Here is a 23,391-nt window from a genome sequence, read left to right as displayed (position 1 = left end):
CCGATCTTGCGTAACACAGCACGGCTGACGCCTGGGTCAAACCTGTGTGACAGTGCTGTGATCAGTCCTCTGCCGGTAGCTGCACGGCGCGCTGATACAGATGCCAGGTTGTATGGCCCAGGATCGGCAGCGTGAAGATCAGGCCCAGAAATGCGGGCACCATCGACAGCAACATGGTGACCGAAATAATGGCGGCCCAGCCGAGCATGACAACAGGGCTTTCCGCGACAACACGAAGGGAGGTCAGCATGGCCGAGACAAAGTTGGTTTCCCGCTCCAGCAGCATGGGCATGGCAATAACGGTGACCGAGAACAAAACAGCCGACAAAAACGCGCCGATGCAGGTCCCGATGGCAAGAAAAATCCATCCTTGCGGGGTGAAGAACACCGTGTGCAGAAACCCGTCGAAATTCGAAAAAGAGGCATTCTGCAGGATGATCGCCAGCCAAAGCCGCACCTGATAGACCCACACCCAGAAAACGAACAGCGTGACAAAGGCCATCCACCCCATTTCTCGTTTGCGCTGATTGGCCATGACGCCCAGAATCTCGGACCAGCCAAAGCTTTCGCCGGTCTGCAAGCGGCGGGACATTTCATAAAGCCCGGCTGCGGCGAATGGCGCGATCAGAGGAAAGCCCACCGCGGCGGGAATAATCATCCAAATCTGACCAAGCCAGACAAGGCCCCATACGAACAGCAGGCCGAAAATCGCATAGAACAGACCGAAAAAGCCGCTCAGGACAGGACGTGACAGAAAGTCGGAAAATCCGGCCTTCAGCGATGCCGCGATATCATCAGCCGTTACACGGTTCACTACGGGCAATCCGCGCTGCTGCGGGTTTTGCTCTTTCACTGGCGAAGTTTTTGCGGTTTCGGATGTCACGGCGGTCCTCCTGAGCTAAGTGTGCGTCACACGCCGTTTTTGGGCAAGGGTGCAGTATCGGTCGATGAAAACGCCCTGTGGCGGGTTTTGCGGTTTGGCGTCGAACCCTCATGCGGCAGCCTTTGAAGCATACCAGTCCTCTTTCACTCTGGACAGTTTCGGACGATCTTGCATTGTTACACAGCGCCTCAGTATTCAGTCAGGATATCCAATGCCACAATCATCCGACATCAATCGCCGTATCGTCCTTACCGAACGTCCGAAAGGACGGCCCGACGCCAATACGCTGCGCCTTGAAACCACCTACATCCCCATAGCGGGCCCAGACCAGATGTTGGTACGGACCGAGTTTCTGTCGCTGGACCCCTATATGCGCGGGCGTATGAATGATGCAAAATCCTATGCCGAGCCTGTCGCCATCGGTGGCGTCATGACGGCTCAGGTCGTGGCGCAAGTGGTCGAATCCCACTTGGACGGGTTTGAGGCCGGTGATTATGTGCTGAACATGAGCGGCTGGCAGGATTATGCCGTCTCGGATGGCACACAGGTGGTCAATCTGGGCAAGACGCCGGAAAACCCATCCTGGGCGTTGGGGATTTTGGGTATGCCCGGCTATACCGCCTATGCGGGCCTTTTGAAGATCGGAGAGCCCAAGGCAGGCGAGACAGTGGTTGTCGCCGCTGCGGCGGGACCGGTGGGTGCAACGGTTGGCCAGATTGCAAAGCTCAAAGGTTGCCGTGTGGTCGGCATCGCGGGCGGGCCCGAAAAATGCGCGCATGTTGTGGAAAACCTTGGATTCGATGCGTGCGTTGACCACAGGGCAGAGGATTTGGCCGAGCAGCTGCGCGGTGCGTGCCCCGATGGCATCGATGTCTATTTCGAAAATGTTGGCGGCAAGGTTCTGTATGCGGTTTTGCCGCTTTTGAACCCGTTTGCCCGCGTGCCTGTCTGCGGGATTGTCGCGTGGTACAACCTGCCTGGCCTGCCCGAGGGGCCGGATATGGCCCCCGCCATCATGGGCACGCTGCTGCGGATGAAGGTCAAGATGCAGGGTTTCATCATCTTCGACAGTTTTGGCCCCGATGTGTACCAAGAGTTTGTGCGCGACATGACCGGGTGGCTCAAAGACGGCTCGATTGCTTATAAGGAACACGTCGTTGAGGGGTTGGAGAACGCGCCGGACGCCTTCAACCAACTTCTGGATGGCGGCAATTTCGGCAAAATGGTTGTGAAGGTCGGTTAGGGTCGGACGCCCTTGCGCCGATGTAGCAGCAATATCCGTGCCAAGAACATCACGAACAGAAAAAGGGCGACGCCATCACACATGGCACCGCCCCTTTCATTGTTGATTGCGCAACCTTCCTTTCCGCCTGATCAGGCGAAAGAAACGCCGTTTTCACTCATCGGCAGGACCGACACAAACAGGTCGTCGCCCGTCAGGGTCGCGATCGCGTTTGCCAAGGCTGGCGCGGCCGGCGGCGTACCGGGTTCACCGGCACCGGTCGGAGCCTCGGCGGACGGCACGACATGCACCTCAATCGCCTTGATGTCGGAAATGCGCAGCGGCTCGTAATCTGGGAAGTTCCACTGCTCGACCACACCACCATCCAGCGTAATCTGGCCGCGCATCACGTGACCGATACCATAGCCGATGCCCCCTTCGATCTGAGCTTTGACCTGATCAGGGGTGACAGCCACGCCACAGTCGACCGCAGCGGTGACCTTTTCGATCTGAATGCCATCTTCAAGATTGCCCGAAATGTCGACGACCATGCCGACATAGGACCCGAATGATTTGTGCACCGCGATCCCCTGAGTGATGCCCGCTTTGGCATTGCCCCAGTCCGCCTTCCCTGCGGCGACTTTCAGAACGTTGGCTTTGCGGGCGTCGCCGCCAAGGTACCCCAGACGGTATTCAACCGGATCGCGGCCCGCCGTCCGCGCCGCCAGATCCATCATGGTTTCCATCACATAGGCCGTATGGGTATGCCCGACCGACCGCCACCACAGAACAGACGTTGCCTTTTTCGTATAGGTCAAACCAATAGCGAGGCCCGGGATCTGATAGGGGCTTTCGTGGACACCCTCAACGACCGAACCATCAACGCCATCCTTCACCGCGAACGCCTCGAACGCAGTGCCGATCATGATCGACTGGCCCGCGACGCGGTGATCCCAGCCGATGATATTGCCATCCGCATCCAGCCCGACGCGCACTTTGTGGCCATTGGCCGGGCGGTAATAGCCGCTGCGAATGTCATCCTCGCGCGTCCAGACCAGTTTGACCGGGCGCGAGCGGTCGGTGATGACAAAGGCCAGCGCGGCCTCAACCTGATAATCCGCATCCGGTGTGGCACGACGACCAAACGATCCCCCTGCCAACATGGAGTTGACGTGGATTTTCTCGGCAGGCAGGTCAAAGATCTGCTGATAAGCCATATGCGGACCGGTGGGCATCTGGGCCCCGTCATGCAGAACGATGTCCCCATCGGCGGTTTGTTCAATCGTGCAGGTCAGCGGCTCCATCGGAGCATGGGCCAGCAATGGGAAATAGAACTCTTTCTCCAGCACTGTCGCGGCCCCGTCAATCGCTGCGGACACAGCCGCAGCATCGGCCTTGTTCACGTTCAGTTCGGGCTCTGCCGCCAGTGCGGCCATGATCTCGGACTTGATCTCATCCGACGAGCGTGTTTCTGCGCCCGACATGTCCCAATCCACGGTAATCGCGTCCCGCGCCTGCATCGCCGACCAGGTGTTTTCGGCATAAACCGCAACGCCTGCTTTGTTGGGCAGCGCCTGCGCCATGATGAAGCCCTTGACCTCACTCGCGCCGCTGTCGTCAAAACCGGCCACGGTTGCCCCATAGTTTGGAGCGCGCGAGATCATGACAACCATCTGGTTGTCCAACTGCAGGTCCATCGCATATTGGCCGCTGCCGTTGACCTTGACGGCACTGTCAACGCGGCGCGTCTGATCCTTGCCGATGATCTTCCATTCAGAGGCCTCGCGCAAACGCGGCGCTTCCGGGGCTGCCTGCGTGGCGGCGGCAGCCACGAACGCGCCCAATGGGGCGGAGTTACCGCCACCGGTGATCATACCGTCGACGATATCAAGACTTGAAGAATCAGCATCCCACGCTTCGGCCGCAGCCGCGATCAACATCTCACGCGCGGCGGCACCGGCGTTGCGATATTGTTGGTAAGAGTTTGCAATGGCCGTCGAGCCACCCGTGCCCTGGAACGGGCCAAAGAGCAGATTGTTGTAAACCTGCGGGTTGGACGGCGCGAATTCATAGTCGATCTGGTCCATGGTGACGCCAAGTTCTTCGGCGATCAGTGCTGTCAAACCCGTGGCCGCGCCCTGCCCGAATTCCACATGTTTGACAATCGCGATGGCCCGGCCATCCTCACCGATTTTGACGAAGGGGTTGAGCATGGCATCGGCAGATGAACCGGCGGCCAAAGCCCCTTGGGCATTTGCACCAACATACAGAACGGCAGTTGCGGCGGCGGCGGATTTCAGAAAGCCGCGGCGGGATAGAGTGGATGTCATCTCTTACGCCTCCAGGATTTCAGATGCGCGCAGAACGCCTGCGCGAATGCGTTGGTAGGTGGCACAGCGGCAGGCATTGCCATGCATGTAATCGTCGACCTCTTCCGCCGTGGGCGACGCGTTTTCGCGCAACAGTCCCACGGCGCTCATGATCTGGCCGGATTGACAATATCCGCATTGGACAACGTCCAGCTCAAGCCAGGCCTGCTGAACAGCAGCACCGATCTTGTCCTGCTCCATCATTTCGATGGTGGTCACCTCGCCACCCTCGACATCTTCGATATAGGTCTGGCACGACCGCACGGGTTCCCCGTTCAGGTGAACGGTGCACGCCCCGCACGAGGCGACACCGCAGCCGAACTTGGTTCCGGTCAGTTTCAGCTCATCCCGGATCACCCACAGCAGCGGGGTGCCCGGTTCGGACGTGACCTGATGGGTCTTGCCATTCAATTTCAGGGAAATGGTCATGGATGGGGATCTCCTGTTGGGGGAAGACGACCTGTCTGGTGTAAACTCAAGAGTGTACCTTAGCGCAAAAGATCGCAAAGTAAACGCCAAAGTTTACAGCCTGCCAAAATGCCGGTAGGTTGCCCGCAGACCAAAGCCGGAACGACATGAACACGCCCACTTCTCTGACCCAGCTCAAACGAGAGCAGATCATCAAAGCTGCCATTGCCGAATTTCAGGAGCGGGGATTCAGTGACGCCAGCATGGATCGCATCTCAACACGTGCCGAAGTGTCAAAGCGGACGGTCTATAAGCACTTTGAAAGCAAAGAGAACTTGTTCTCCGCCATCGTGGAACTGATGTGGGGACGGATGGCGGCCGAACTGGACATAACCTATTCGCCCGCGCGTGACATCCGGCAGCAACTGACCGAACTGGCCGAAGCCGAGGGCCGGCTTTTCGTCTCGTACGAGGTCATGGGAACCGCGCGGATGCTGATCAGCGAAAACCTGCGCAACCCCGAGGTGGTCCAAAACAGCCAGATGAAAATCGATGCCCACAGCGTGTTCAGCCAGTTCCTGTCTGACGCCGCAAAAGCAGGTGCGCTGCATATCGAAGACCCGGATGCCGCGGCCCAGGAATTTGTGGGCCTGCTGAAAGCACGTGCCTTTTGGCCGTATGTCTTCTCGGACGCGGTTATCAGTGCAGAAGATATGCAAAAGGTGATCGACAGCACCGTGGAAATGGTGTTGTGCCGGTATGGGGTATACGGCCCTTAGATCATGAATGGCGGCCTTCATGCCCGAAATGCCGCCCACCGCAGACGGCTTCAATACCATCCCCTGTTCCTGCATTTCTCGCTTAAGTCGATAGCCGAAACCCTTGGTATTTTCGTCACACGCGACATGCCAGTTTTACAAAACGCACGAGACCTCTTTCTCGGACCAAAACAAGGTTGTTAAAACCACTGCATTGAAAACAAGAAGGTATTCCTGTTGGAATGGCACGTATTTTTGCTTTTTTGCTCGTCGTTTTCTGCACTTCGTCAGCATGGGCACAGAACGTCACGCGTTACCTGACAATTGAACCGCCTGCATCCTGGATCAACAAGATAGATCGCCCAGAAGCAGAGTTTCCTTTGGGCCGGGACCGCGAAGTCATGTATTTGCTGGTCGACACCCAAATCAGGCATAGCGAATCCGATACCCATGCCTTTCTGCACTACGCCGAACAACTGACGACCCCCAACGCGGTGGAAGAAAACTCATCCCTCTCGATAAGGTTTGATCCCAGTTATCAGGTTGTTTCGTTCCACCACCTGCACCGCGTACGTGATGGCGTAGTGTCAGATATACTGGACCGCTCACTGTTCGACATGTATCGCGCGGAAGTCGACCGTGATAAGCTGATTTACAACGGCGAAATGGTGCTGTCCTACCTAGTCCCCGATGTGCGCGCCGGAGACATTCTGGACTATTCCTACACCATCCACGGCCGGAACCCTGCGCTGGGTTCAGAGTTTTCAGCCCGTGTGCAACTGCAATACGGCGCACCGGTTCAATACCAATACAAACGCGTACTCGTCCCTGACCACACCGAAATACAGGATCGGTCTTTCAGAGACCCTCGCCTCCCCGCCATCTCGGACATTGGGGATGAGACCGAATACCTTTGGGTCCAGGACAACATTCCGGCGATTGATGTCGATGACGACTTGCCCAGCTGGTATATACCATACCCTACGACATACCTCAGCAGCTATGACAGCTGGGCGGCAGTCGGTGCACATTTCGCGCCCTTCTATGACGTCAGCAACCTGCAATCCGCCGAGTTGCAGCAAATTGCCACCGAAATCCGAAACAAGCACGTTTCCAACAAAGACCGTCTGCGCGCGGCCCTGGATTTCGTCCAACGTGAAATCCGCTATCTTGGCATAGAAATCGGACCGGGTGGCTTTGTACCGCGTCAGCCAGATCAGGTTCTGCGCAACCGGTTTGGTGACTGCAAGGACATGGTCGTCCTTCTTATCGCTTTGTTGGCCGAGCTTGGGATTGAGGCATCTCCGGTATTGGTTGATTTTGACCGCCGGCACGCGATTGAGGATTTTCCGCCCTCTCACAGTGCATTCGATCATGTCATTGTGTCAGCTGTGCTTGCGGGCCGAACCTATTTCCTTGATCCGACGCGCGGTGTGCAACTGGGCGATCTTGATCACCTTCAGCAGGCCGATTTTGGAAAAGGTCTTGTCGTTGCAGAAAATGGCCCCGGCCTTGTTCCAGTCGAAGCGCCCAAGCCCGAGCTGTACAGGGATTTCACCGACACGTACGACGTGGTGTCTGACCCCGACACGATAACACTGACCAGCGTTTCCAGATACCGCATGGGTTCTGCGGACGCGATGCTGTCCTGGTACCAAAAGCTGGGACCAAAGGCAGCCAACAAGTCCTTCCTGGAATTCTACCAGAACAGCCGTCCACAAACCGAAGCAATTGCCGATCTGCAGGTCGACATTGACGAAACCGCGGGTGAGCTGGTCATTACGGGGCAATACCGCATTCCGGGGGCCTGGAAAGACAGCGACACACCTGATGTCAACGAGTTCTATGCCGATACGGGTGACCTGCTTTTCGACATGCCCAATTTTGTAGGCGCTGCGCGCACCATGCCGTATGCACTTTCGCATCCAACGCGGACCAGACAATCGATGCGTTTTTTGCTGGACGACACTTGGGCCATAGACGCTGCCGAGCAAAGCTTTGAGCAACCAGCATTTGAATACAATCGCACCGAGCACTTCCTGAACGACGTATATACCAAAGAAATAACCTATATCTCAAAAGCAGACAGGATTACCGCGAGCGATTTTCCTGCTTCCATGGCAGACATTCGAGACGCCCGGAACGACACACAGGTTTCTCTTACAATTGACCTTTCGCATGACGCCGTCGCTGCGAACAATTGGTTGGACGACACCGAAGACGGCATGCTGGCCGTCTATGTGTATTTCTTTGGGGTTGGCCTGATAGCGTTAACCGGTGCCGTTCTGACACGAAACAGGGATGTGGAATGGCGCAAGGATCAGGTCTATCACCCGGTATCAGTTACCAAATTCATCGTGATGACGATCGGAACAATAGGTGTCTATCCGACCTTCTGGAGCTTTAAGAACTGGCAATGGATCCGAGATGTCGGGGAACAGCCTGTATCTCCGTTCTGGCGGGCTGTCTTTAACCCAGTCACAAATTTCAGTCTGTTTGCCCGTATCGCGGCCTGGTCGGACAAGACTAAAACCCATCACAGATCGGCAATGGGGCTGGCTGCAATCCTGCTCGTGGGGACTATCTTTTCGTGGTACGAACCCGATTTGGACTCGGATGTATCGGATTGGCTTCTGCTCTTTACATGCGCAACCCTGCTGGCCTGGCTTCCGATGGTGGTGCAGGTGAAAAAGCTGAATTCCGATTACCCGGTCGTCATTCGCAAGAACTCCAGATTCGGCTGGCCCGCCATTGGCGTACTTGTTTTGTGCGCGCCTTTCTATGCCATGATCGCATTGATCATCATGGACCCCAGCCTGTAGATTGTGCGCGCCTCAGATTCCGGTCGATCTTGCAAACCATTTGCGCAGTCTTTCTGCAATGCACCCAGGAAACGCCGATTTATTAAGCAGAAGCGCCGATCAGCAATAAGATCAGCGCTTTTGAAATTGTCCCGGGCACCCCCTCGGCCCACCTGACTGGCTATGACCCAAAATCTGACCGTTGTCGTGGTCGAACAAAATCAGGACCGCGCGCTTGCTATTGTCGATGCCTTGAAGGATTCCGGTGATGTGGACGTCTTTGTGATTGGCAACGTATCGGGGCTTGCGCGCAAGATCGCCACCCACAGCCCCGACATCGTGCTGATCGATATCGACAACCCATCCCGGGACATGTTGGAGGAGCTGACCGTTGCCTCAGGCCCGATGGAGCGTCCGGTGGCGATGTTTGTATCCGGTGCCGCAGGCGGTCTGGCCAAGGCCGCAGTCGAGGCCGGGGTTTCGGCCTATGTGGTGGACGGTCTCCAGACCGAGCGCCTGAAACCCGTGATGGACACCGCTATCGCGCGATTCCAAATGCTGCGTCAGATGCGTGTGGAATTGGAAGAGACCCGCCGCGCACTGCAAGAGCGTAAGCTGATAGATAGGGCAAAGGGCTTGCTGATGAAGGCAAAAAACCTTCAGGAGGACGAAGCTTATGCCTTGTTGCGCAAAACCGCGATGAACCAGAACCGGCGCGTGGCGGATGTCGCTGAGGCTTTGGTGACAGCATCGGGGTTGTTGTCATGAGAACCGTCAGCCTGCCCGTCGCTTATATGCCGCTGGTCGACGCTGCGCCCTTGATTGTGGCCCGCGAGATGGGGTTCGATCGTGCAGAGGGGATCTCGCTTGATCTGCGGCCTGCCCCCTCATGGTCATCGTTGCGCGATATGCTGGCCTTTGGCCATGTCGATGCGGCACATCTGTTGTCTCCGGTTCCTGTGGCAATGGCTTTGGGTCTTGGTGGCATCGCGACACCGTTGTCGGCTGTGTCCGTTCTTTCCCTGAATGGCAATGTCATTGGTGTTGGAACCAAATTGGCGGCTCGGCTGGTCGATCTTGGGTATGAGTTCGACTTTAACGATGCCGAAACTGCCGGAGCGACGCTGGCAAAGGCCGCCGGTGACGTTCTGGTCTTTGGGGTGCCTTTCCCTTTCTCAATGCATGTTGAACTGTTGCGCTATTGGGTTGCAGGCACCGCACTGGCATCGAAACAGGTCGAAATCCGCACTGTCCCACCGCCACTCATGGCACAGGCGCTGGCAAGCGGTGAGATCGACGCGTTTTGCGTCGGAGAGCCCTGGGGCTCTGTCGCAGTTGATGACAATGTCGGACGTTTGTTGCTGCCTGGGCAGGCGATCTGGACCTGTGCGCCAGAAAAGGTTCTGGCTGTCAGAACAGACTGGGCCGAGACAGAGCCACATCTGCTTGGCAGCCTGATGCGGGCCGTTTGGCGTGCCGGCCGATGGCTTGCCGATCCGGAAAGCAGAGCGACCGCGTCAGATATGTTGTCACGCAAAGCGTACCTCAACCTTTCGCCCGAGCTGATCGATCGCGCCCTGTTGGGCGAATTCACGATTTCCGCAGGTGGAGAACAACGCTCGGTCAAAGGATTCGTCGAATTCTTCGATGGCGCGGCGACCTTTCCATGGCGCAGTCAGGCAAAGTGGGTCGCCCACCAACTTGCAAGACGAAACGGTTTGGACACAGGCACCGCTGAGCGACAGGCCGCCAAAGTCTTTCGCAGCGACCTGTACCGCCGGGAACTCAAATCACTGGGCGTCGAAACGCCCGGTGCATCGGAAAAACTGGAGGGTGCGCTCACCGAGTCGACTGCGGTGGCTTCGGTCAATGGCAGCCTGATTCTACCCCGAAACGTGTTTTTCGACCGCCGTATTTTCGAACCGACGGCCTAATTGTGCCCATTTTTTTCGCAGTGCAGCATTATTTCTTGCTGCATCGCAGAAAATCTCCCCGGAACTAGCGAAAAGTGATGACGCCGCGCAGGTCGGGTGGCTTAATCACTACATCGGAAGGCAACGACGCCCACCGAAGGAATTCGCCCGCAATCCCGGGCATCTGACAAGAGCAAAGCCGCTCGACCAACCGCCAACTCCTCCCGGCGGTGTGTGTCGGCGGCTTTTTTGTTTGCCCACAAGGTTGGGCTGAACCGAAAGGGATCGAGATGAAAAAGCTACTTCTGAGCCTTGCTGCAACCACGGCGCTTGCTTCTCCGGCTTTTGCTGAACTGGAGCTGGAAAAAGACGAACTGACCTTTGGCTTTATCAAGCTGACAGATATGGCCCCGCTGGCCGTGGCCTATGAGCAGGGGTATTTTCTGGACGAAGGTCTGTTCGTGACGCTTGAGGCGCAGGCCAATTGGAAAGTGCTGCTGGATGGTGTGATCGACGGGCAGCTGGACGGCGCACATATGCTGGCCGGGCAGCCTTTGGCCGCAACCATCGGATACGGGACCGAGGCACATATCATCACGCCCTTTTCGATGGACCTGAACGGCAACGGCATCACCGTCTCAAACGAAATCTGGGAAGAGATGAAGCCCAACATCCCGGTGATGGAAGATGGTCGCCCACAGCACCCGATCAGCGCCGAAGCCTTGGCTCCGGTTGTTGAGAAATACAAATCCGAAGGCAAGCCGTTCAACATGGGCATGGTCTTTCCGGTTTCCACGCATAACTACGAACTGCGCTATTGGCTGGCCGCAGGTGGTCTGCACCCGGGCTACTACAGCCCTGAAAACGTGACCGGTCAGATCGGCGCGGATGTGTTCCTGTCCGTGACCCCGCCGCCGCAAATGCCCGCGACGTTGGAGGCCGGTACGATCTATGGCTATTGCGTGGGTGAGCCGTGGAACCAGCAGGCCGTGTTCAAGGGCATCGGCGTTCCGGTCATCACCGATTATGAGCTGTGGAAGAACAATCCCGAGAAGGTGTTTGGCATCACCGTGGAGTTTGCCGAAGAATATCCGAACACCACTCTGGCCGTGACCAAGGCGCTGATCCGCGCAGCACAATGGCTGGATGAAAACGATAACGCCAACCGCCCCGAAGCGGTCGAAATCCTCAGCCGTCCGGAATATGTGGGCGCGGACTATGACGTTATCGCCAATTCGATGACGGGTACGTTCGAATACGAAAAGGGCGACAAACGCGAAGTTCCCGATTTCAACGTGTTCTTTCGCTATAACGCCACCTACCCGTTCTATTCGGACGCTGTCTGGTACCTGACGCAGATGCGCCGCTGGGGCCAGATCGCGGATGCCAAGCCCGACAGCTGGTATGATGAGGTCGCCAAGTCCGTCTACAAACCCGATATCTATCTGGAAGCCGCCCGCCTGCTGGTCGATGAAGGCCTGGCGAATGAGGCCGATTTCCCCTGGGACAGCGACGGCTACAAAGCCCCGACGCCGGCCGAGGATATCATCGACGGCATCGCTTATGACGGCCGCACCCCCAACGCCTATCTCGAAAGCCTGTCCATCGGTTTGAAGGGCGAACAGAAGATCGTCGGTTCGGACGTACAAGGCTAACCCGGAACCGCTACGCCCGGCTGCGGTCGGGCGTGGCGCCACAAGTGCCCCGCCATCGCAAGGACACAACAAATGACAACGGTCGATCCCGAATTCAACGCAGACGCCGCCAAAGAAGAACGTCGCGCCCGCCTTTTCACCCGTATCAATACCGCCGACAAATGGTTTCAGGTTCTGGGCCTCAGCTGGGCCACGCCCGTCCTGAAGGCTGCCGCCGGGGATAACCCGCGCGCACAGATGACCGAGATTTGGCGGTTGCTGATCGTTCCCCTGTTGTCAATCTGCGCCTTCCTGCTGCTCTGGGCGACACTGGCGCCCAAAGTGCAAACCTCGCTGGGTGCGGTTCCCGGCCCTGCGCAGGTTTGGAGCGAAATGGTCAGCCTGAACGAAGACGCCAAGGCGAAGGCCGCCAAACGCGCCAAGTTCGAGGCGATGGTTGAAAAGCGCAATCAGAAATTCATAGATGCCGGCCAGCCCGAAAAGGTGAAAGACGTCGCTTTTACCGGGGCTCCGACCTACTACCAGCAAATCTGGACGTCGATCAAAACCGTATTCTTCGGCTTTCTGATCGCGACTGTCGTGGCCGTTCCTCTTGGGATCGCTGCCGGCCTGTCGCCGACCGCTAACGCCGCGTTGAATCCGCTGATCCAGATCTTCAAACCCGTCTCGCCGCTTGCATGGTTGCCGATTGTGACAATGATCGTCTCAGCCGTTTACGTGACCAATGACGGCTGGTTCGCCAAGTCCTTTCTGATCTCGGCCATCACGGTGACCCTGTGTTCGCTGTGGCCGACATTGATCAACACGTCGCTGGGTGTTGCCTCGATCGACAAGGATCTGGTGAACGTGTCCAAGGTGTTGAAGATGAACACCTACACCAAGATCACCAAGCTGGTGCTGCCCTCGGCCCTGCCGCTGATCTTTACCGGTTTGCGCCTGTCGCTGGGTGTCGGCTGGATGGTTCTGATCGCAGCGGAAATGCTGGCGCAAAACCCCGGTCTGGGCAAATTCGTCTGGGATGAGTTCCAGAACGGCTCGTCCAGTTCGCTCGCCAAGATCATGGTTGCGGTCTTCACCATCGGCATCATCGGCTTCCTGCTGGACCGGGTGATGTATGCGCTGCAATCCCTGTTTACCTTTACCAACAACCGGTGAGCGTGATGAGCATACTAAGTTTCAAAAACGCCTCGAAATCCTTTGGCGAAGGCACTGCACGCGCGGATGTGCTGAAAGGCATCGATCTGGATGTGCAAGAGGGTGAGTTTCTGGTCATCCTCGGCTTTTCCGGCACCGGCAAAACCACCCTGATCAACCTGATGGCAGGACTGGATACCCCGACTAGCGGAGAGGTCACTTTCAAAGGCGCCCCGATCAAAGGCCCCGGACCGGAACGTGGCGTGATCTTTCAGAACTATTCGCTGATGCCGTGGCTGACGGTCAGCGGCAACGTGGGTCTGGCGGTGGATACGGTTTTCCCGAGCCTCAGCAAGACCGAGAAAGCTGAGAAAGTGGCGCATTACGTCAAGATGGTGGGCCTTAGCCACGCCGCAATGCGCCGCCCGGCGGAATTGTCGGGTGGGATGCGCCAACGGGTCAACGTAGCGCGCGCATTGTCTATGAACCCCGAGGTTTTGTTGCTGGATGAGCCTCTGTCGGCATTGGACGCACTGACGCGCGCCAATCTGGCGGATGAGATCGAACATATCTGGGAGGCCGACAAAAAGACCTGCGTCCTCATCACCAATGACGTTGATGAGGCGATCATTCTGGCCGACCGTATCATTGCACTGAACCCTGACGGGACATTGGGACAAGAGTTCCGCGTGTCGATCCCGCGCCCGCGCGAGCGGGGGGCGATGAACAACGACGAGACGTTCAAACGCCTGCGCGCAGATGTCACCAAATACCTGATGGATGTGGGGATTGAGGCCAAGGTCGAAGGCTCGCGCATCCTGCCGGATGTTACCCCGATCCACGGCGTGCCGACAGCGGTGGCCGAGGCCCAAAGAGGGATGATTGAGAGCCGTTTCCTCGACTTCTCACAACTGCACAAGGTCTACCCGACACCCAAAGGTCCACTGACCGTGGTCGAGGACTTTGACCTGAAGATCGACAAGGGTGAGTTCATCTCGCTGATCGGCCATTCGGGCTGCGGCAAGTCCACGGTTCTGACCATGGCGGCCGGGCTGAACGATATCTCGAAAGGCGCGATCAAGCTGGATGGTCGTCACGTCGAAGGAGCCGATCCGGAACGCGCTGTGGTGTTCCAATCGCCCAACCTGTTTCCATGGCTCACCGCCAAGGAAAACGTCGCGATTGGAGTCGACAAGGTTTACCCCAAGGCCAGCATGGCCGAGCGTCAGGATGTGGTGGAGTATTATCTGGAACGCGTCGGTCTGGCCGATGCGATGGATAAATCCGCCTCTGATCTATCGAACGGGATGAAACAACGCGTCGGCATCGCCCGCGCCTTTGCTCTGTCTCCTAAGCTATTGCTGCTGGACGAACCCTTCGGGATGCTCGACAGCCTCACACGCTGGGAATTGCAGGAAGTGCTGATGGAGGTCTGGTCCCGCACCAAGGTTACCGCGATTTGCGTGACCCATGATGTGGATGAGGCGATCCTGCTGGCCGACCGCGTGGTGATGATGACCAACGGCCCGCAGGCGACCATCGGCAAGATCACCAAGGTCGACCTTCCGCGTCCGCGGACCCGTAAGGCGTTGTTGGAGCACCCGGATTACTATGCCTACCGGCAGGAAGTCCTCGATTTCCTTGAAGAATACGAACACGGCGCCAAGCCAAAAACACCCGCCCCAAAGGCGATTGCAGCGGAGTGAACCCATGAAACAAAAACTGGTCGTCATTGGCGCAGGAATGGCCTCGGGTCGGGTGCTGGAACACCTGACCGACGTCGCGCCCGATGCGTTCGACATCACCCTGTTCAACGCCGAGCCGCGCGGGAACTACAACCGCATCATGCTGAGCCCGGTTCTGTCGGGTGAGAAAACCTATGAAGAGATCGTCACCCATGACGACGCCTGGTATGCCGAGCGCGGCATCGCCTGTCGCTTTGGTGAAAAGGTCGCGAAGATAGACCGCGACATGAAGGTGGTCGAGGGTGAGAACGGTCACGTTCCCTACGACAAGCTGGTGATTGCGACCGGGTCTGACCCATTCATGATCCCTCTGCCCGGTCACGAGTTGGACGGTGTGATTGCCTATCGTGATCTGGAAGACACCCAGCGGATGATGGGCATGGGGCCTGACAACAAGGTGGTCGTGATCGGCGGCGGTTTACTGGGGCTTGAGGCCGCAGCAGGCATGGCCGCCCATGGCGTTGACGTTACGGTGGTGCATATCATGGGCCACCTGATGGAGCGTCAGTTGGACGAGGCCGCAGGCTACTTGCTGAAGAAATCGCTGGAAGACAAAGGCATCAAGATCTGCCTACAGGCGAATTCCAAGGAAGTTCTGGGGCAAGATGGCAAGGTTCGCGCTCTGCTGCTGGATGACGGGACCGAACTGCCCTGTGACCTGTTGGTTATGGCGGTGGGTATCCGTCCCAACACGGCGCTGGCGCATGAGGCCGGGCTAGCCACCGGTCGCGGCATCCATGTGGACGATCAAATGCTGACTTCGGACCCGGATGTCTATGCCGTGGGTGAATGCGTCGAACATGGCGGAGAGATCTTTGGCCTCGTCGCTCCGCTCTACGATCAAGCGAAAGTGGCGGCGCGTGCTCTGTTGGAAGAAGACTCCGCATTCGCGCGGAAAACCCTCTCGACCAAGCTGAAGGTCACGGGCTGCGATCTGTTCAGTGCCGGCGATTTCGCTGACGGGCCGGGGCGTGAAGATATCGTGTTTCGCGACCCTTCGCGCGGCGTCTACAAGCGCCTCGTTATCGAAGAGGATCGGTTGGTTGGTGCAGTCATGTATGGCGACACCGCCGATGGCAGCTGGTTCTTCGGGTTGATCAAGGACGGCACCAGCATCGACGAGATGCGTGAGACGCTGATCTTCGGACCCGCCTATCAGGGAGGCGACACTGCGGACCCTCTCTCAGCCGTTGCAGCATTGCCGCCTGAGGCGGAGATTTGCGGCTGCAACGGCGTATGCAAAGGCGAGATTGTCGAGGCGATCAACGCAGGCGCCAATGATTTGGGCGCGGTTCGTGCAGGCACCAAGGCCAGTGCGTCCTGCGGCACCTGTACTGGACTGGTGGAACAGGTATTGCAGGTCACTTTGGGCGACGACTTTCAAATGCCTGCCGCGCAATCGATCTGCGGTTGCACCGATCTGACGCATGAGGATGTACGTCGTCTGATCAAGGGGCAAGAACTGAAAAGCCAGGCCGCTGTCTGGCAGGAACTCAGCTGGACCACGCCCAACGGCTGCCATGTCTGCCGTCCGGCGATCAACTATTACCTGCTGGCGGATTGGCCACTGGAATACCAAGACGACCCACAAAGCCGGTTCGTCAACGAACGCAAACACGCAAACATCCAGAAGGACGGCACATTCAGTGTCGTGCCCCGCATGTGGGGAGGGATCACGACACCGGAAGAGTTGCGCGCCATTGCCAATGCTGCCGACAAGTATGACGTGCCGACCGTCAAGGTCACGGGTGGGCAGCGGATCGACCTGTTGGGGGTGAAGGGCGAGGACCTGCCTGCGATCTGGTCGGATCTGAACAATGCCGGCCTGGTCTCGGGTCACGCCTATTCCAAGGGCCTGCGCACGGTCAAAACCTGTGTCGGCACCGATCACTGCCGGTTCGGCACGCAGGACAGCACTGGCCTTGGCATCAAGCTTGAGAAAATCCTGTGGGGATCATGGACGCCACACAAGCTGAAACTGGCCGTGTCGGGCTGCCCGCGCAACTGTGCTGAGGCGACGTGCAAAGACATTGGCGTGGTCTGCGTGGATTCTGGCTTTCAGATCAGCATTGGCGGGGCCGCCGGGATGGATGTGCGCGAAACCGAATTGCTGTGTCAGGTGCCCACCGAAGACGAAGCGATTGAGGTGGTGATGGCCGTCACACAAGCCTATCGCGAAGGCGGTAAGTATTTGGACCGGCTGTACAAATGGTTGGGCAAGGTCGGCATGAACTGGGTCAAAGTGCAGGTCGTCGACGATCTTGAAAACCGTGCCGCTTTGGTGGACCGGTTCGAGCTGTCGCAAAGCATCTACCGCAAGGACCCATGGGCGGAACACGTCAAGGACAAGGCGCAGACCTACGCGCCAATTGCAGATTTCACACTGGAGGCCGCAGAATGAGCTGGATCGACATCGGGCATATCGACGATATCCCCCTGCGCGGGGCGCGGCTGGTGAAAACCCATATCGGGTGCATCGCCGTCTTCCGAACCGCCGAGGCCGAAATATTCGCAGCAACCAATAGCTGCCCGCACAAGGGCGGCCCTCTGTCCGAAGGGATCTTGCATGGCCAATCCGTGACCTGTCCTTTGCACAATTGGGTCTTTGATCTGAACACCGGAAAAGCACAAGGCGCTGACGATGGACAGATCACAACTTACCCCGTGCGTCTGGAAAACGGTCGCATCCTGTTGGACGACAGCACCGTGACACGGCGGAGCGCCGCCTGATGGACGGCACCGGCCTGCCCGAGATTCGATCGACCTGCGCCTATTGCGGTGTCGGCTGTGGTGTCCTGCTGCGTCCGGACGGCGCCGGTGGATTGGCCGTTCGGGGTGACCCCGAACATCCTGCAAACCGAGGCCGCTTATGTTCAAAAGGCATGGCCTTGGGCGAAACAGTCGGGCTTGATCACCGTTTGCTGGCACCAAAGGTGTCTGGCGCGGATACGACTTGGGACAATGCGTTGCAACTGGTTGCAGATCGCTTTGCCTCGGCTATCCGAACTCATGGGCCCGACAGTGTTGCCTTTTACGTCTCAGGCCAATTGCTGACCGAGGACTACTATGTCGCCAATAAACTGATGAAAGGCTTCATGGGCTCGGCAAATATCGATACCAATTCGCGGCTCTGCATGGCCTCAACGGTGGCCGGGCAAAAACGCGCCTTCGGGACAGATACCGTACCGGGAAATTACGAGGATCTGGATCAGTGCGATTTGGTTGTGCTCGTGGGATCGAACCTCGCCTGGTGTCACCCGGTTCTCTATCAGCGTATTCTGGCGGCGCGTCAGGCGCGTGGCACGAAGATAGTTGTGATCGATCCGCGCCGGACGGCCAGTTGCGATCAGGCGGATATGCATCTGGCGCTGAACCCCGGCAGTGACGTGTCCCTGTTCAATCAGCTGCTCATCAAGATTCAAGCAGGGGGGCATTTCGACAGGCAGTTTCTGGAACGGACCGCCGGGTTTTCGGATGCGTTGCGAACGGCGCGTCAGGATGACCCCGAGGTCACGGGGTTAACCCAAGCAGAAATCGACACGTTCTGCGACCTCTGGATCAAGACCCAACGCGTGGTGACGATCTTTAGCCAGGGCGTGAACCAATCGTCATCCGGCACGGACAAGGTAAATGCGATCCTGAACTGCCACCTGGCCACAGGCCGGATCGGGCACCCCGGGATGAGCCCCTTCTCGGTCACCGGGCAGCCCAACGCGATGGGCGGGCGAGAAGTCGGCGGTCTGGCCAACATGCTGGCCTGCCATCTGGACATCGAAAACGAAGCGCACCGACAGGCGGTTCAGACATTCTGGAACGCCCCGTCCATGCCAGACAAACCGGGGCTGAAAGCCGTCGACCTGTTTCGCGCCGTCGAAGATCAAAAGATCAAGGCGCTTTGGGTTATTCACACCAACCCTGCTGTCACAATGCCCGATGCGGATCGCGTAAGGACCGCAATTTCGAACTGTCCCTTTACCGTCGTAAGTGACCTGACTGTTCGCACCGACACCGCACGCCTTGCCGATGTGGTTCTTCCGGCGACGGGCTGGGCGGAAAAAAATGGCACGGTCACAAACTCGGATCGCACGATCAGCCGACAGCGCGCCGTTTTGGCAAAACCCGGGCAGGCGCGTGCAGACTGGGACATCCTTGCAGAGGTGGGCCGCCGCATGGGGTGGGAAACGGCTTTCGACTATAGCGCGCCAGCCCAGATATTCCGGGAATACGCCAGACTGTCAGCCCTTTCACAATCCTTTGGTCGAGATTTCGATATCTCCGGGTTTGCGGATATCGACTATGACGCATACGCCGCGCTGGAACCAACGCGCTGGCCCGTTGCGCCACAGGCGGAAAGCGAACGCTTTTTCGGCGATGGGCAATTTTTTCATCCCGACGGAAAAGCCCGCTTTGTGGCCGTGACCTACACACCAGCCAAGGCAGACTTGTCCGAACGGTACCCGCTGCTGTTGAACACGGGACGTAACCGCGATCAATGGCATACCATGACCCGATCCGGTCAGTCGCCTCGCCTGTCAGCGCATCTGGCTGAACCTTTTGTCGAGGTTCACCCCAAAGACGCGCAGTGTTTGAACCTTGGTCCTGACGATTTGGTCGAAGTGCAAAGCGCTGTCGGAAAGGGTATTTTTCGAATTCGCATCACAGACACCGTCAAACCCGGTCAGGTCTTTGCGCCGATTCACTGGACAGGTGAAACGGCGCCAAGTGCGCGCGTGGATGCCCTGATCCCAAGTGTGACCGACCCGATCTCGGGCCAACCGGAAAGCAAGGCAACCGCCGTGGCCATTCGCCCCATGAAAGCGAAATGGTACGGTTTTGCAGTATCGACCGCGGCCATTGCGCCAAAAGCAGACTACTGGGCGACGACCAAAACGGAAAAGGGCTACCGAGCGGAACTTGCCGGTTATCAGACCGTCCAAGATTGGGAGGCGTGCGCCCGTGAATGGTTCGGCCTGCCCCGGGCCGCATCGGTTTCAGCCGAAGACACCGAACGTGGATGGTTCCGAATTGCCTTTTCAGACGACCAGCAATTATTGGCCGCGCTTTTTGTGTCGCGTACGCCTGTCACGCTGATGCGGGATTATATTGCCACCCTGCCCGACGTCCCACCCGGCCATGTCCTGTCCGGTCGATCAGCCGACGGGTCACAAGACGCGGGCCCGATCGTCTGTTCATGCTTTCAGGTGGGACTTAAATCCATCGTCCGGGCCATCCACAACCAACAGCTTATCGCAGTGGACCAGATCGGCGCAGCGCTGCAGGCCGGAACGAACTGCGGCTCATGCCGCCCAGAACTGGCCGATTTGATCTCGAAACATGCCAAGCCTCTGAACAGAGAGCCTGAAAATTGTCGACAAGACTAAGGGGGGCAATCCCGCCGCCGGGAAAGAAGGGCCTGTTAACGTTTTTCGATCTTCGCTGTGCTAGTTCGTAAGCTGCAAATGCAAATCTGAAAAATCCCCCCTTTTCAGGGCGCTCTTTTTAATGGTGATAACCAGGCTCTCTACGTCCCCAAACATCCAACCGATCAAGTCGCTGGATGGTAGTTCGAGCAACGTAACCTCAGTTCTGGGGTTGAACTCGTGAACAAAGCCCCAAGGCGTGTGCCCCATCCCCCCCATTTCATGACGGGCCTGAGCCTTCCAAACCTCTTCGCAGTCCGAGACTAACGCGTCCGGCAATGCATCGTCACGTCTTAAGTAAGCGACTTTTGCTGCATCCAACAACTCTTGCTCGTACTCATAAATCCAGCCGTTTGTCGGTTTTGGGTCATGTGTCGTGAGAGGGATTTCAAAAGCCTGAATACCGACCTTCAAACGTTCCACCTGGGACATGGTCCAGGGAGGTGTCTTGATATGCATCCAGGTCAGTTGCTGCAGTTCGGTCATGAGCGGCGCGATCTTTTCCTGCGAGAAGACGTCGTTCACGGCAATTGCATCGACTTTGGCCTTTATCGCCCTCAACGCGCTGAGAACGCGCGGGCCATTTTCCGACCGAAATTCATGTGAGGCCACCATAGCCAGCGCCTCGTCGTAATCCAGCGACATTCTGGCGATTTCCTCTTCGGATGCGCCGTCTCTTCGGGCTTGTTCAATCTGCAGCTTTTTCTGTTCCAGACTCGATGGATTTAAATGATCTGGCAGATCACCCGAACCGACCCTAGGTTCGATAAAGGCAAGCGCTTTTGTGATCATAATCTGCGTTGTTGGCCAATCGAAAGGCACGCGCTGTTTTTCAACGATGTCGTGCCGCTCCCGGTAACGTTCATGGCCGATTTTGCAACGCCCTGATGATCGCGGATCGTCCTGCCCATCCCGAACGGGGACAATATCCACGGGCCACCGCGCAAAACGCCAGGTTTGGTTCGGCGATCTTCGGCTGGTATCAATGCCGAGAATATAGCATGTCTCATCAACCTCGGGTGAGGGAAGAAAGGGGCCAACGTGTTCGAAATGAAGCGCCGTCAGCTTAAAGCTTAACGGATCCAGAAAGATGGCAAGCCAGCCTTCGCGCGGCCCCAACCCCTGCCAAAGATCGTCCGGCAACTGGCTACAATTGATCTGGGCCAAAAGCTGTGTGGGGGAGTCGATAACTGGCCAGCTTGTTCCAGCAGGCAAACACGCCCCGCCACCGATCCAACCCGCCGCAGCATCCACATCTCTGACCGGAACCTGTGGAACAAGGCGGACGGATACCGGCTCTTTTCCACGCGCGGTTCGCAAGCTGGACTCGTGCTGAACTTGCGCCACTATTCCTTTGGCGGCATCGGTAACGAAATCCCTGCCCGTGTCAGAGGTGCTTGGGCTGCTGTACTTGCGACCCAGTGTTTTCTGCAAGAAGTGCTTTAGTCTCAAAGCCAGCTTGTTGTGCTCGGGCATTGTGCCTCTTTACCTTGTTGAAACAGAGAACCAGTAAAGGATCCATTTGCAACAACCTGCACGGGAAAACACATGTGTGGCAAGAGGTGTTCGAAGGAAATAGACGTGGAATCAAGGTATTGGCTGAGCGATCCGCAAGGCTCAATTCACGTTCTTAACTGCACTATACAAGCGGCGGTATCGCGTCAGCCTTTCTGACAATGCGGGCACGTCCTGTGGGTCAAACCTGTCTGTGGTCACTGGCCGCTCGGCCAGGTCATTTCTGCCCAACGCACCGCGACCAAAGGCTGCCAACCGCGCCGCGCCATAGGCCGGGCCGGATTCTGCGCCATCCGAACGAACGATGGGTTTTCCGGTGACCGTTGCGATAAGCGTCAACAACAGGTCCGATCGGCTACCTCCTCCGATGGCGGCCAACTCTGGCAAGTTATCCATGGTATCGCCAAAGCTTTGCACGGCATCTGCAAAGCAAAATGCAACCGCTTCTACCACGGAACGGCAGATATCGGCGCGGGTTGTCGCATCCTCAAGACCAAAGAAACACGCCCGGATGTGCGGATCACCCAGAGGGCTGCGTTCGCCCGTCAGATAAGGCAGGAAAATCGGCACGCGATCCCCACCCGCTGTTTCGGCAAGCGCGACAACCTCGGCAGCGGACAGCCCCAGTTGACCGCCAATCCAGGAAATCGGTCTGGCCCCGTTCAGCATCGCCGCCATCTGGTACCAACGGTCGGGCAGTGTATGCGCGAAGGCATGCACATAGCGTTCAGGATTGGGTTTGTAGACCCGGTCCGCCACGAAAAGCTGCCCCGACGTTCCAAGTGAAATAAAACCCCGCCCCGGCTCAGTAGCCCCCAACGACACTGCTCCGGTCGCCGCATCCCCGCCTCCGGCGACGACGGGCACGCCGGGTTTTAATCCTGTCTCAGACGCTGCCTGTTTGGTTACGGCACCAACAACACTGTGGCCATCGAAAACCTGCGGCAACCACTCGGACGACGCCCCCGTGGCCTCAGCTATTTCAGCATTCCAACACCGCGATGCCTGATCCAGCCACAATGTCCCGGCGGCATCGGAGGTATCGGTCGCAAGCGCTCCGTGCAGCCGCAAGCCGACGTAGTCTTTGGGAAGCAGAATATGAGCCAGTTTTGCATACTGATCCGGTTCGTTTTGCTTCAACCAGGCAATCTTGGGTGCGGTAAATCCCGGCAGAGGCAGGACGCCTGCGATTTGACCAATCTGCGGCACGGCGGCGCGCAGGTCATCACATTGGAGTGCCGCCCTGCTATCATTCCACAGGATTGCCGGTCGGATCGGCCGCAGATCCCGATCCAGCAAAACCGCCCCGTGCATTTGACCAGACAACCCAATGGCTTTGACCTCGGACAGTGGGATGTGTTCCGCAAGCTGACGCAATGCGTCACGCGTCGCTTGCCACCATAGGTCCGGGTGCTGCTCGGACCATCCGGGCTGCGGCGAGGACGTGTCCATCCCCGTTGATGATGTCGCAAGAATGCGATCCGTATCCGCACAGACAAGCTTGACCGCCGACGTTCCGATATCGATCCCCAGATACATTCGAACCCCTTGCCCACACAAACACTTGT

General features: G+C 57.7%; 16 protein-coding genes. 11 read left to right on the top strand and 5 right to left on the bottom strand.

The genetic code is table 11. The features are described 5' to 3' along the window. Window positions 1-61 precede the first annotated feature (61 nt). A complete protein-coding gene (locus tag ACR0J5_RS00600) occupies window positions 62-883 on the bottom strand; it encodes a DUF2189 domain-containing protein (protein WP_480649921.1) in 822 nt (273 codons plus the stop codon). A gap of 211 nt (window positions 884-1,094) precedes the next feature. Here ACR0J5_RS00600 and ACR0J5_RS00595 point away from each other — a divergent pair, with 211 nt between their 5' ends. Further along, a complete protein-coding gene (locus tag ACR0J5_RS00595; protein ID WP_480649920.1) occupies window positions 1,095-2,126 on the top strand; it encodes an NADP-dependent oxidoreductase in 1,032 nt (343 codons plus the stop codon). Between the two features lie 131 nt (window positions 2,127-2,257). Here ACR0J5_RS00595 and ACR0J5_RS00590 read toward each other — a convergent pair whose 3' ends face one another. Then, on the bottom strand, window positions 2,258-4,435 hold the full coding sequence (locus ACR0J5_RS00590; RefSeq protein WP_480649919.1) for a xanthine dehydrogenase family protein molybdopterin-binding subunit: 2,178 nt from the start codon (window positions 4,433-4,435) through the stop codon (window positions 2,258-2,260). Between the two features lie 3 nt (window positions 4,436-4,438). Continuing rightward, window positions 4,439-4,903 (bottom strand): (2Fe-2S)-binding protein, encoded by a 465-nt coding sequence (locus tag ACR0J5_RS00585; protein ID WP_480649918.1) that lies wholly within the window; start codon window positions 4,901-4,903, stop codon window positions 4,439-4,441. A 146-nt stretch (window positions 4,904-5,049) separates the two neighbouring features. Here ACR0J5_RS00585 and ACR0J5_RS00580 point away from each other — a divergent pair, with 146 nt between their 5' ends. The 10 genes from ACR0J5_RS00580 to ACR0J5_RS00535 all read left to right on the top strand — a co-directional run bounded on the left by ACR0J5_RS00580 (window position 5,050) and on the right by ACR0J5_RS00535 (window position 20,269). Next, window positions 5,050-5,661 (top strand): TetR/AcrR family transcriptional regulator, encoded by a 612-nt coding sequence (locus ACR0J5_RS00580; protein ID WP_480649917.1) that lies wholly within the window; start codon window positions 5,050-5,052, stop codon window positions 5,659-5,661. Window positions 5,662-6,041: 380 nt separating this feature from the next. Continuing rightward, a complete protein-coding gene (locus ACR0J5_RS00575; RefSeq protein ID WP_480649916.1) occupies window positions 6,042-8,462 on the top strand; it encodes a DUF3857 domain-containing transglutaminase family protein in 2,421 nt (806 codons plus the stop codon). Between the two features lie 162 nt (window positions 8,463-8,624). Continuing rightward, window positions 8,625-9,209: an ANTAR domain-containing response regulator gene (locus ACR0J5_RS00570; protein ID WP_480649915.1), complete on the top strand. Its 585-nt coding sequence runs from the start codon at window positions 8,625-8,627 to the stop codon at window positions 9,207-9,209. Then, the gene (locus ACR0J5_RS00565; RefSeq protein WP_480649914.1) at window positions 9,206-10,375 is read left to right on the top strand and encodes a CmpA/NrtA family ABC transporter substrate-binding protein; all 1,170 of its coding nucleotides are present in this window, start codon (window positions 9,206-9,208) and stop codon (window positions 10,373-10,375) included. The genes ACR0J5_RS00570 and ACR0J5_RS00565 overlap by 4 nt, the downstream gene beginning before the upstream one ends. Before the next feature lie 269 nt (window positions 10,376-10,644). Next, complete coding sequence (locus ACR0J5_RS00560) at window positions 10,645-12,009, top strand: CmpA/NrtA family ABC transporter substrate-binding protein (RefSeq protein WP_480649913.1); 1,365 nt, start codon at window positions 10,645-10,647, stop codon at window positions 12,007-12,009. Between the two features lie 72 nt (window positions 12,010-12,081). After that, window positions 12,082-13,164 (top strand): ABC transporter permease, encoded by a 1,083-nt coding sequence (locus ACR0J5_RS00555; protein ID WP_480649912.1) that lies wholly within the window; start codon window positions 12,082-12,084, stop codon window positions 13,162-13,164. A 5-nt stretch (window positions 13,165-13,169) separates the two neighbouring features. Then, window positions 13,170-14,849, top strand: a complete 1,680-nt coding sequence (locus tag ACR0J5_RS00550; RefSeq protein ID WP_480649911.1) for an ABC transporter ATP-binding protein — start codon at window positions 13,170-13,172, stop codon at window positions 14,847-14,849. Between the two features lie 4 nt (window positions 14,850-14,853). Continuing rightward, window positions 14,854-17,289 (top strand): nitrite reductase large subunit NirB, encoded by a 2,436-nt coding sequence (nirB, locus tag ACR0J5_RS00545; RefSeq protein ID WP_480649910.1) that lies wholly within the window; start codon window positions 14,854-14,856, stop codon window positions 17,287-17,289. Then, complete coding sequence (gene nirD / locus ACR0J5_RS00540) at window positions 17,286-17,618, top strand: nitrite reductase small subunit NirD (protein ID WP_480649909.1); 333 nt, start codon at window positions 17,286-17,288, stop codon at window positions 17,616-17,618. The genes nirB and nirD overlap by 4 nt, the downstream gene beginning before the upstream one ends. Beyond that, window positions 17,618-20,269: a molybdopterin-dependent oxidoreductase gene (locus tag ACR0J5_RS00535; RefSeq protein WP_480649908.1), complete on the top strand. Its 2,652-nt coding sequence runs from the start codon at window positions 17,618-17,620 to the stop codon at window positions 20,267-20,269. The genes nirD and ACR0J5_RS00535 overlap by 1 nt, the downstream gene beginning before the upstream one ends. A gap of 60 nt (window positions 20,270-20,329) precedes the next feature. Here the strand turns inward: ACR0J5_RS00535 and ACR0J5_RS00530 are convergent, their stop codons facing one another. Next, a complete protein-coding gene (locus tag ACR0J5_RS00530; RefSeq protein WP_480649907.1) occupies window positions 20,330-21,784 on the bottom strand; it encodes a DUF1963 domain-containing protein in 1,455 nt (484 codons plus the stop codon). 141 nt (window positions 21,785-21,925) lie between these two features. Beyond that, on the bottom strand, window positions 21,926-23,362 hold the full coding sequence (gene xylB / locus ACR0J5_RS00525) for a xylulokinase (protein ID WP_480649906.1): 1,437 nt from the start codon (window positions 23,360-23,362) through the stop codon (window positions 21,926-21,928). Window positions 23,363-23,391 lie beyond the last annotated feature (29 nt).

This window comes from Ruegeria sp. BE1 (genome assembly GCF_056538885.1).
This window is presented reverse-complemented; position numbering and strand designations above follow the sequence as displayed.

Bases quoted from the DNA above. Each gene is read 5' to 3' on its own strand.
- ACR0J5_RS00530 (WP_480649907.1), bottom strand. From the start codon at position 21,784: ATGCCCGAGCACAACAAGCTGGCTTTGAGACTAAAGCACTTCTTGCAG.
- ACR0J5_RS00585 (WP_480649918.1), bottom strand. From the start codon at position 4,903: ATGACCATTTCCCTGAAATTGAATGGCAAGACCCATCAGGTCACGTCC.
- ACR0J5_RS00535 (WP_480649908.1), top strand. From the start codon at position 17,618: ATGGACGGCACCGGCCTGCCCGAGATTCGATCGACCTGCGCCTATTGC.
- ACR0J5_RS00580 (WP_480649917.1), top strand. From the start codon at position 5,050: ATGAACACGCCCACTTCTCTGACCCAGCTCAAACGAGAGCAGATCATC.
- ACR0J5_RS00550 (WP_480649911.1), top strand. From the start codon at position 13,170: ATGAGCATACTAAGTTTCAAAAACGCCTCGAAATCCTTTGGCGAAGGC.
- ACR0J5_RS00555 (WP_480649912.1), top strand. From the start codon at position 12,082: ATGACAACGGTCGATCCCGAATTCAACGCAGACGCCGCCAAAGAAGAA.
- nirD (WP_480649909.1), top strand. From the start codon at position 17,286: ATGAGCTGGATCGACATCGGGCATATCGACGATATCCCCCTGCGCGGG.
- ACR0J5_RS00565 (WP_480649914.1), top strand. From the start codon at position 9,206: ATGAGAACCGTCAGCCTGCCCGTCGCTTATATGCCGCTGGTCGACGCT.
- ACR0J5_RS00570 (WP_480649915.1), top strand. From the start codon at position 8,625: ATGACCCAAAATCTGACCGTTGTCGTGGTCGAACAAAATCAGGACCGC.
- ACR0J5_RS00590 (WP_480649919.1), bottom strand. From the start codon at position 4,435: ATGACATCCACTCTATCCCGCCGCGGCTTTCTGAAATCCGCCGCCGCC.
- nirB (WP_480649910.1), top strand. From the start codon at position 14,854: ATGAAACAAAAACTGGTCGTCATTGGCGCAGGAATGGCCTCGGGTCGG.
- ACR0J5_RS00560 (WP_480649913.1), top strand. From the start codon at position 10,645: ATGAAAAAGCTACTTCTGAGCCTTGCTGCAACCACGGCGCTTGCTTCT.
- ACR0J5_RS00575 (WP_480649916.1), top strand. From the start codon at position 6,042: ATGTATTTGCTGGTCGACACCCAAATCAGGCATAGCGAATCCGATACC.
- ACR0J5_RS00595 (WP_480649920.1), top strand. From the start codon at position 1,095: ATGCCACAATCATCCGACATCAATCGCCGTATCGTCCTTACCGAACGT.
- xylB (WP_480649906.1), bottom strand. From the start codon at position 23,362: ATGTATCTGGGGATCGATATCGGAACGTCGGCGGTCAAGCTTGTCTGT.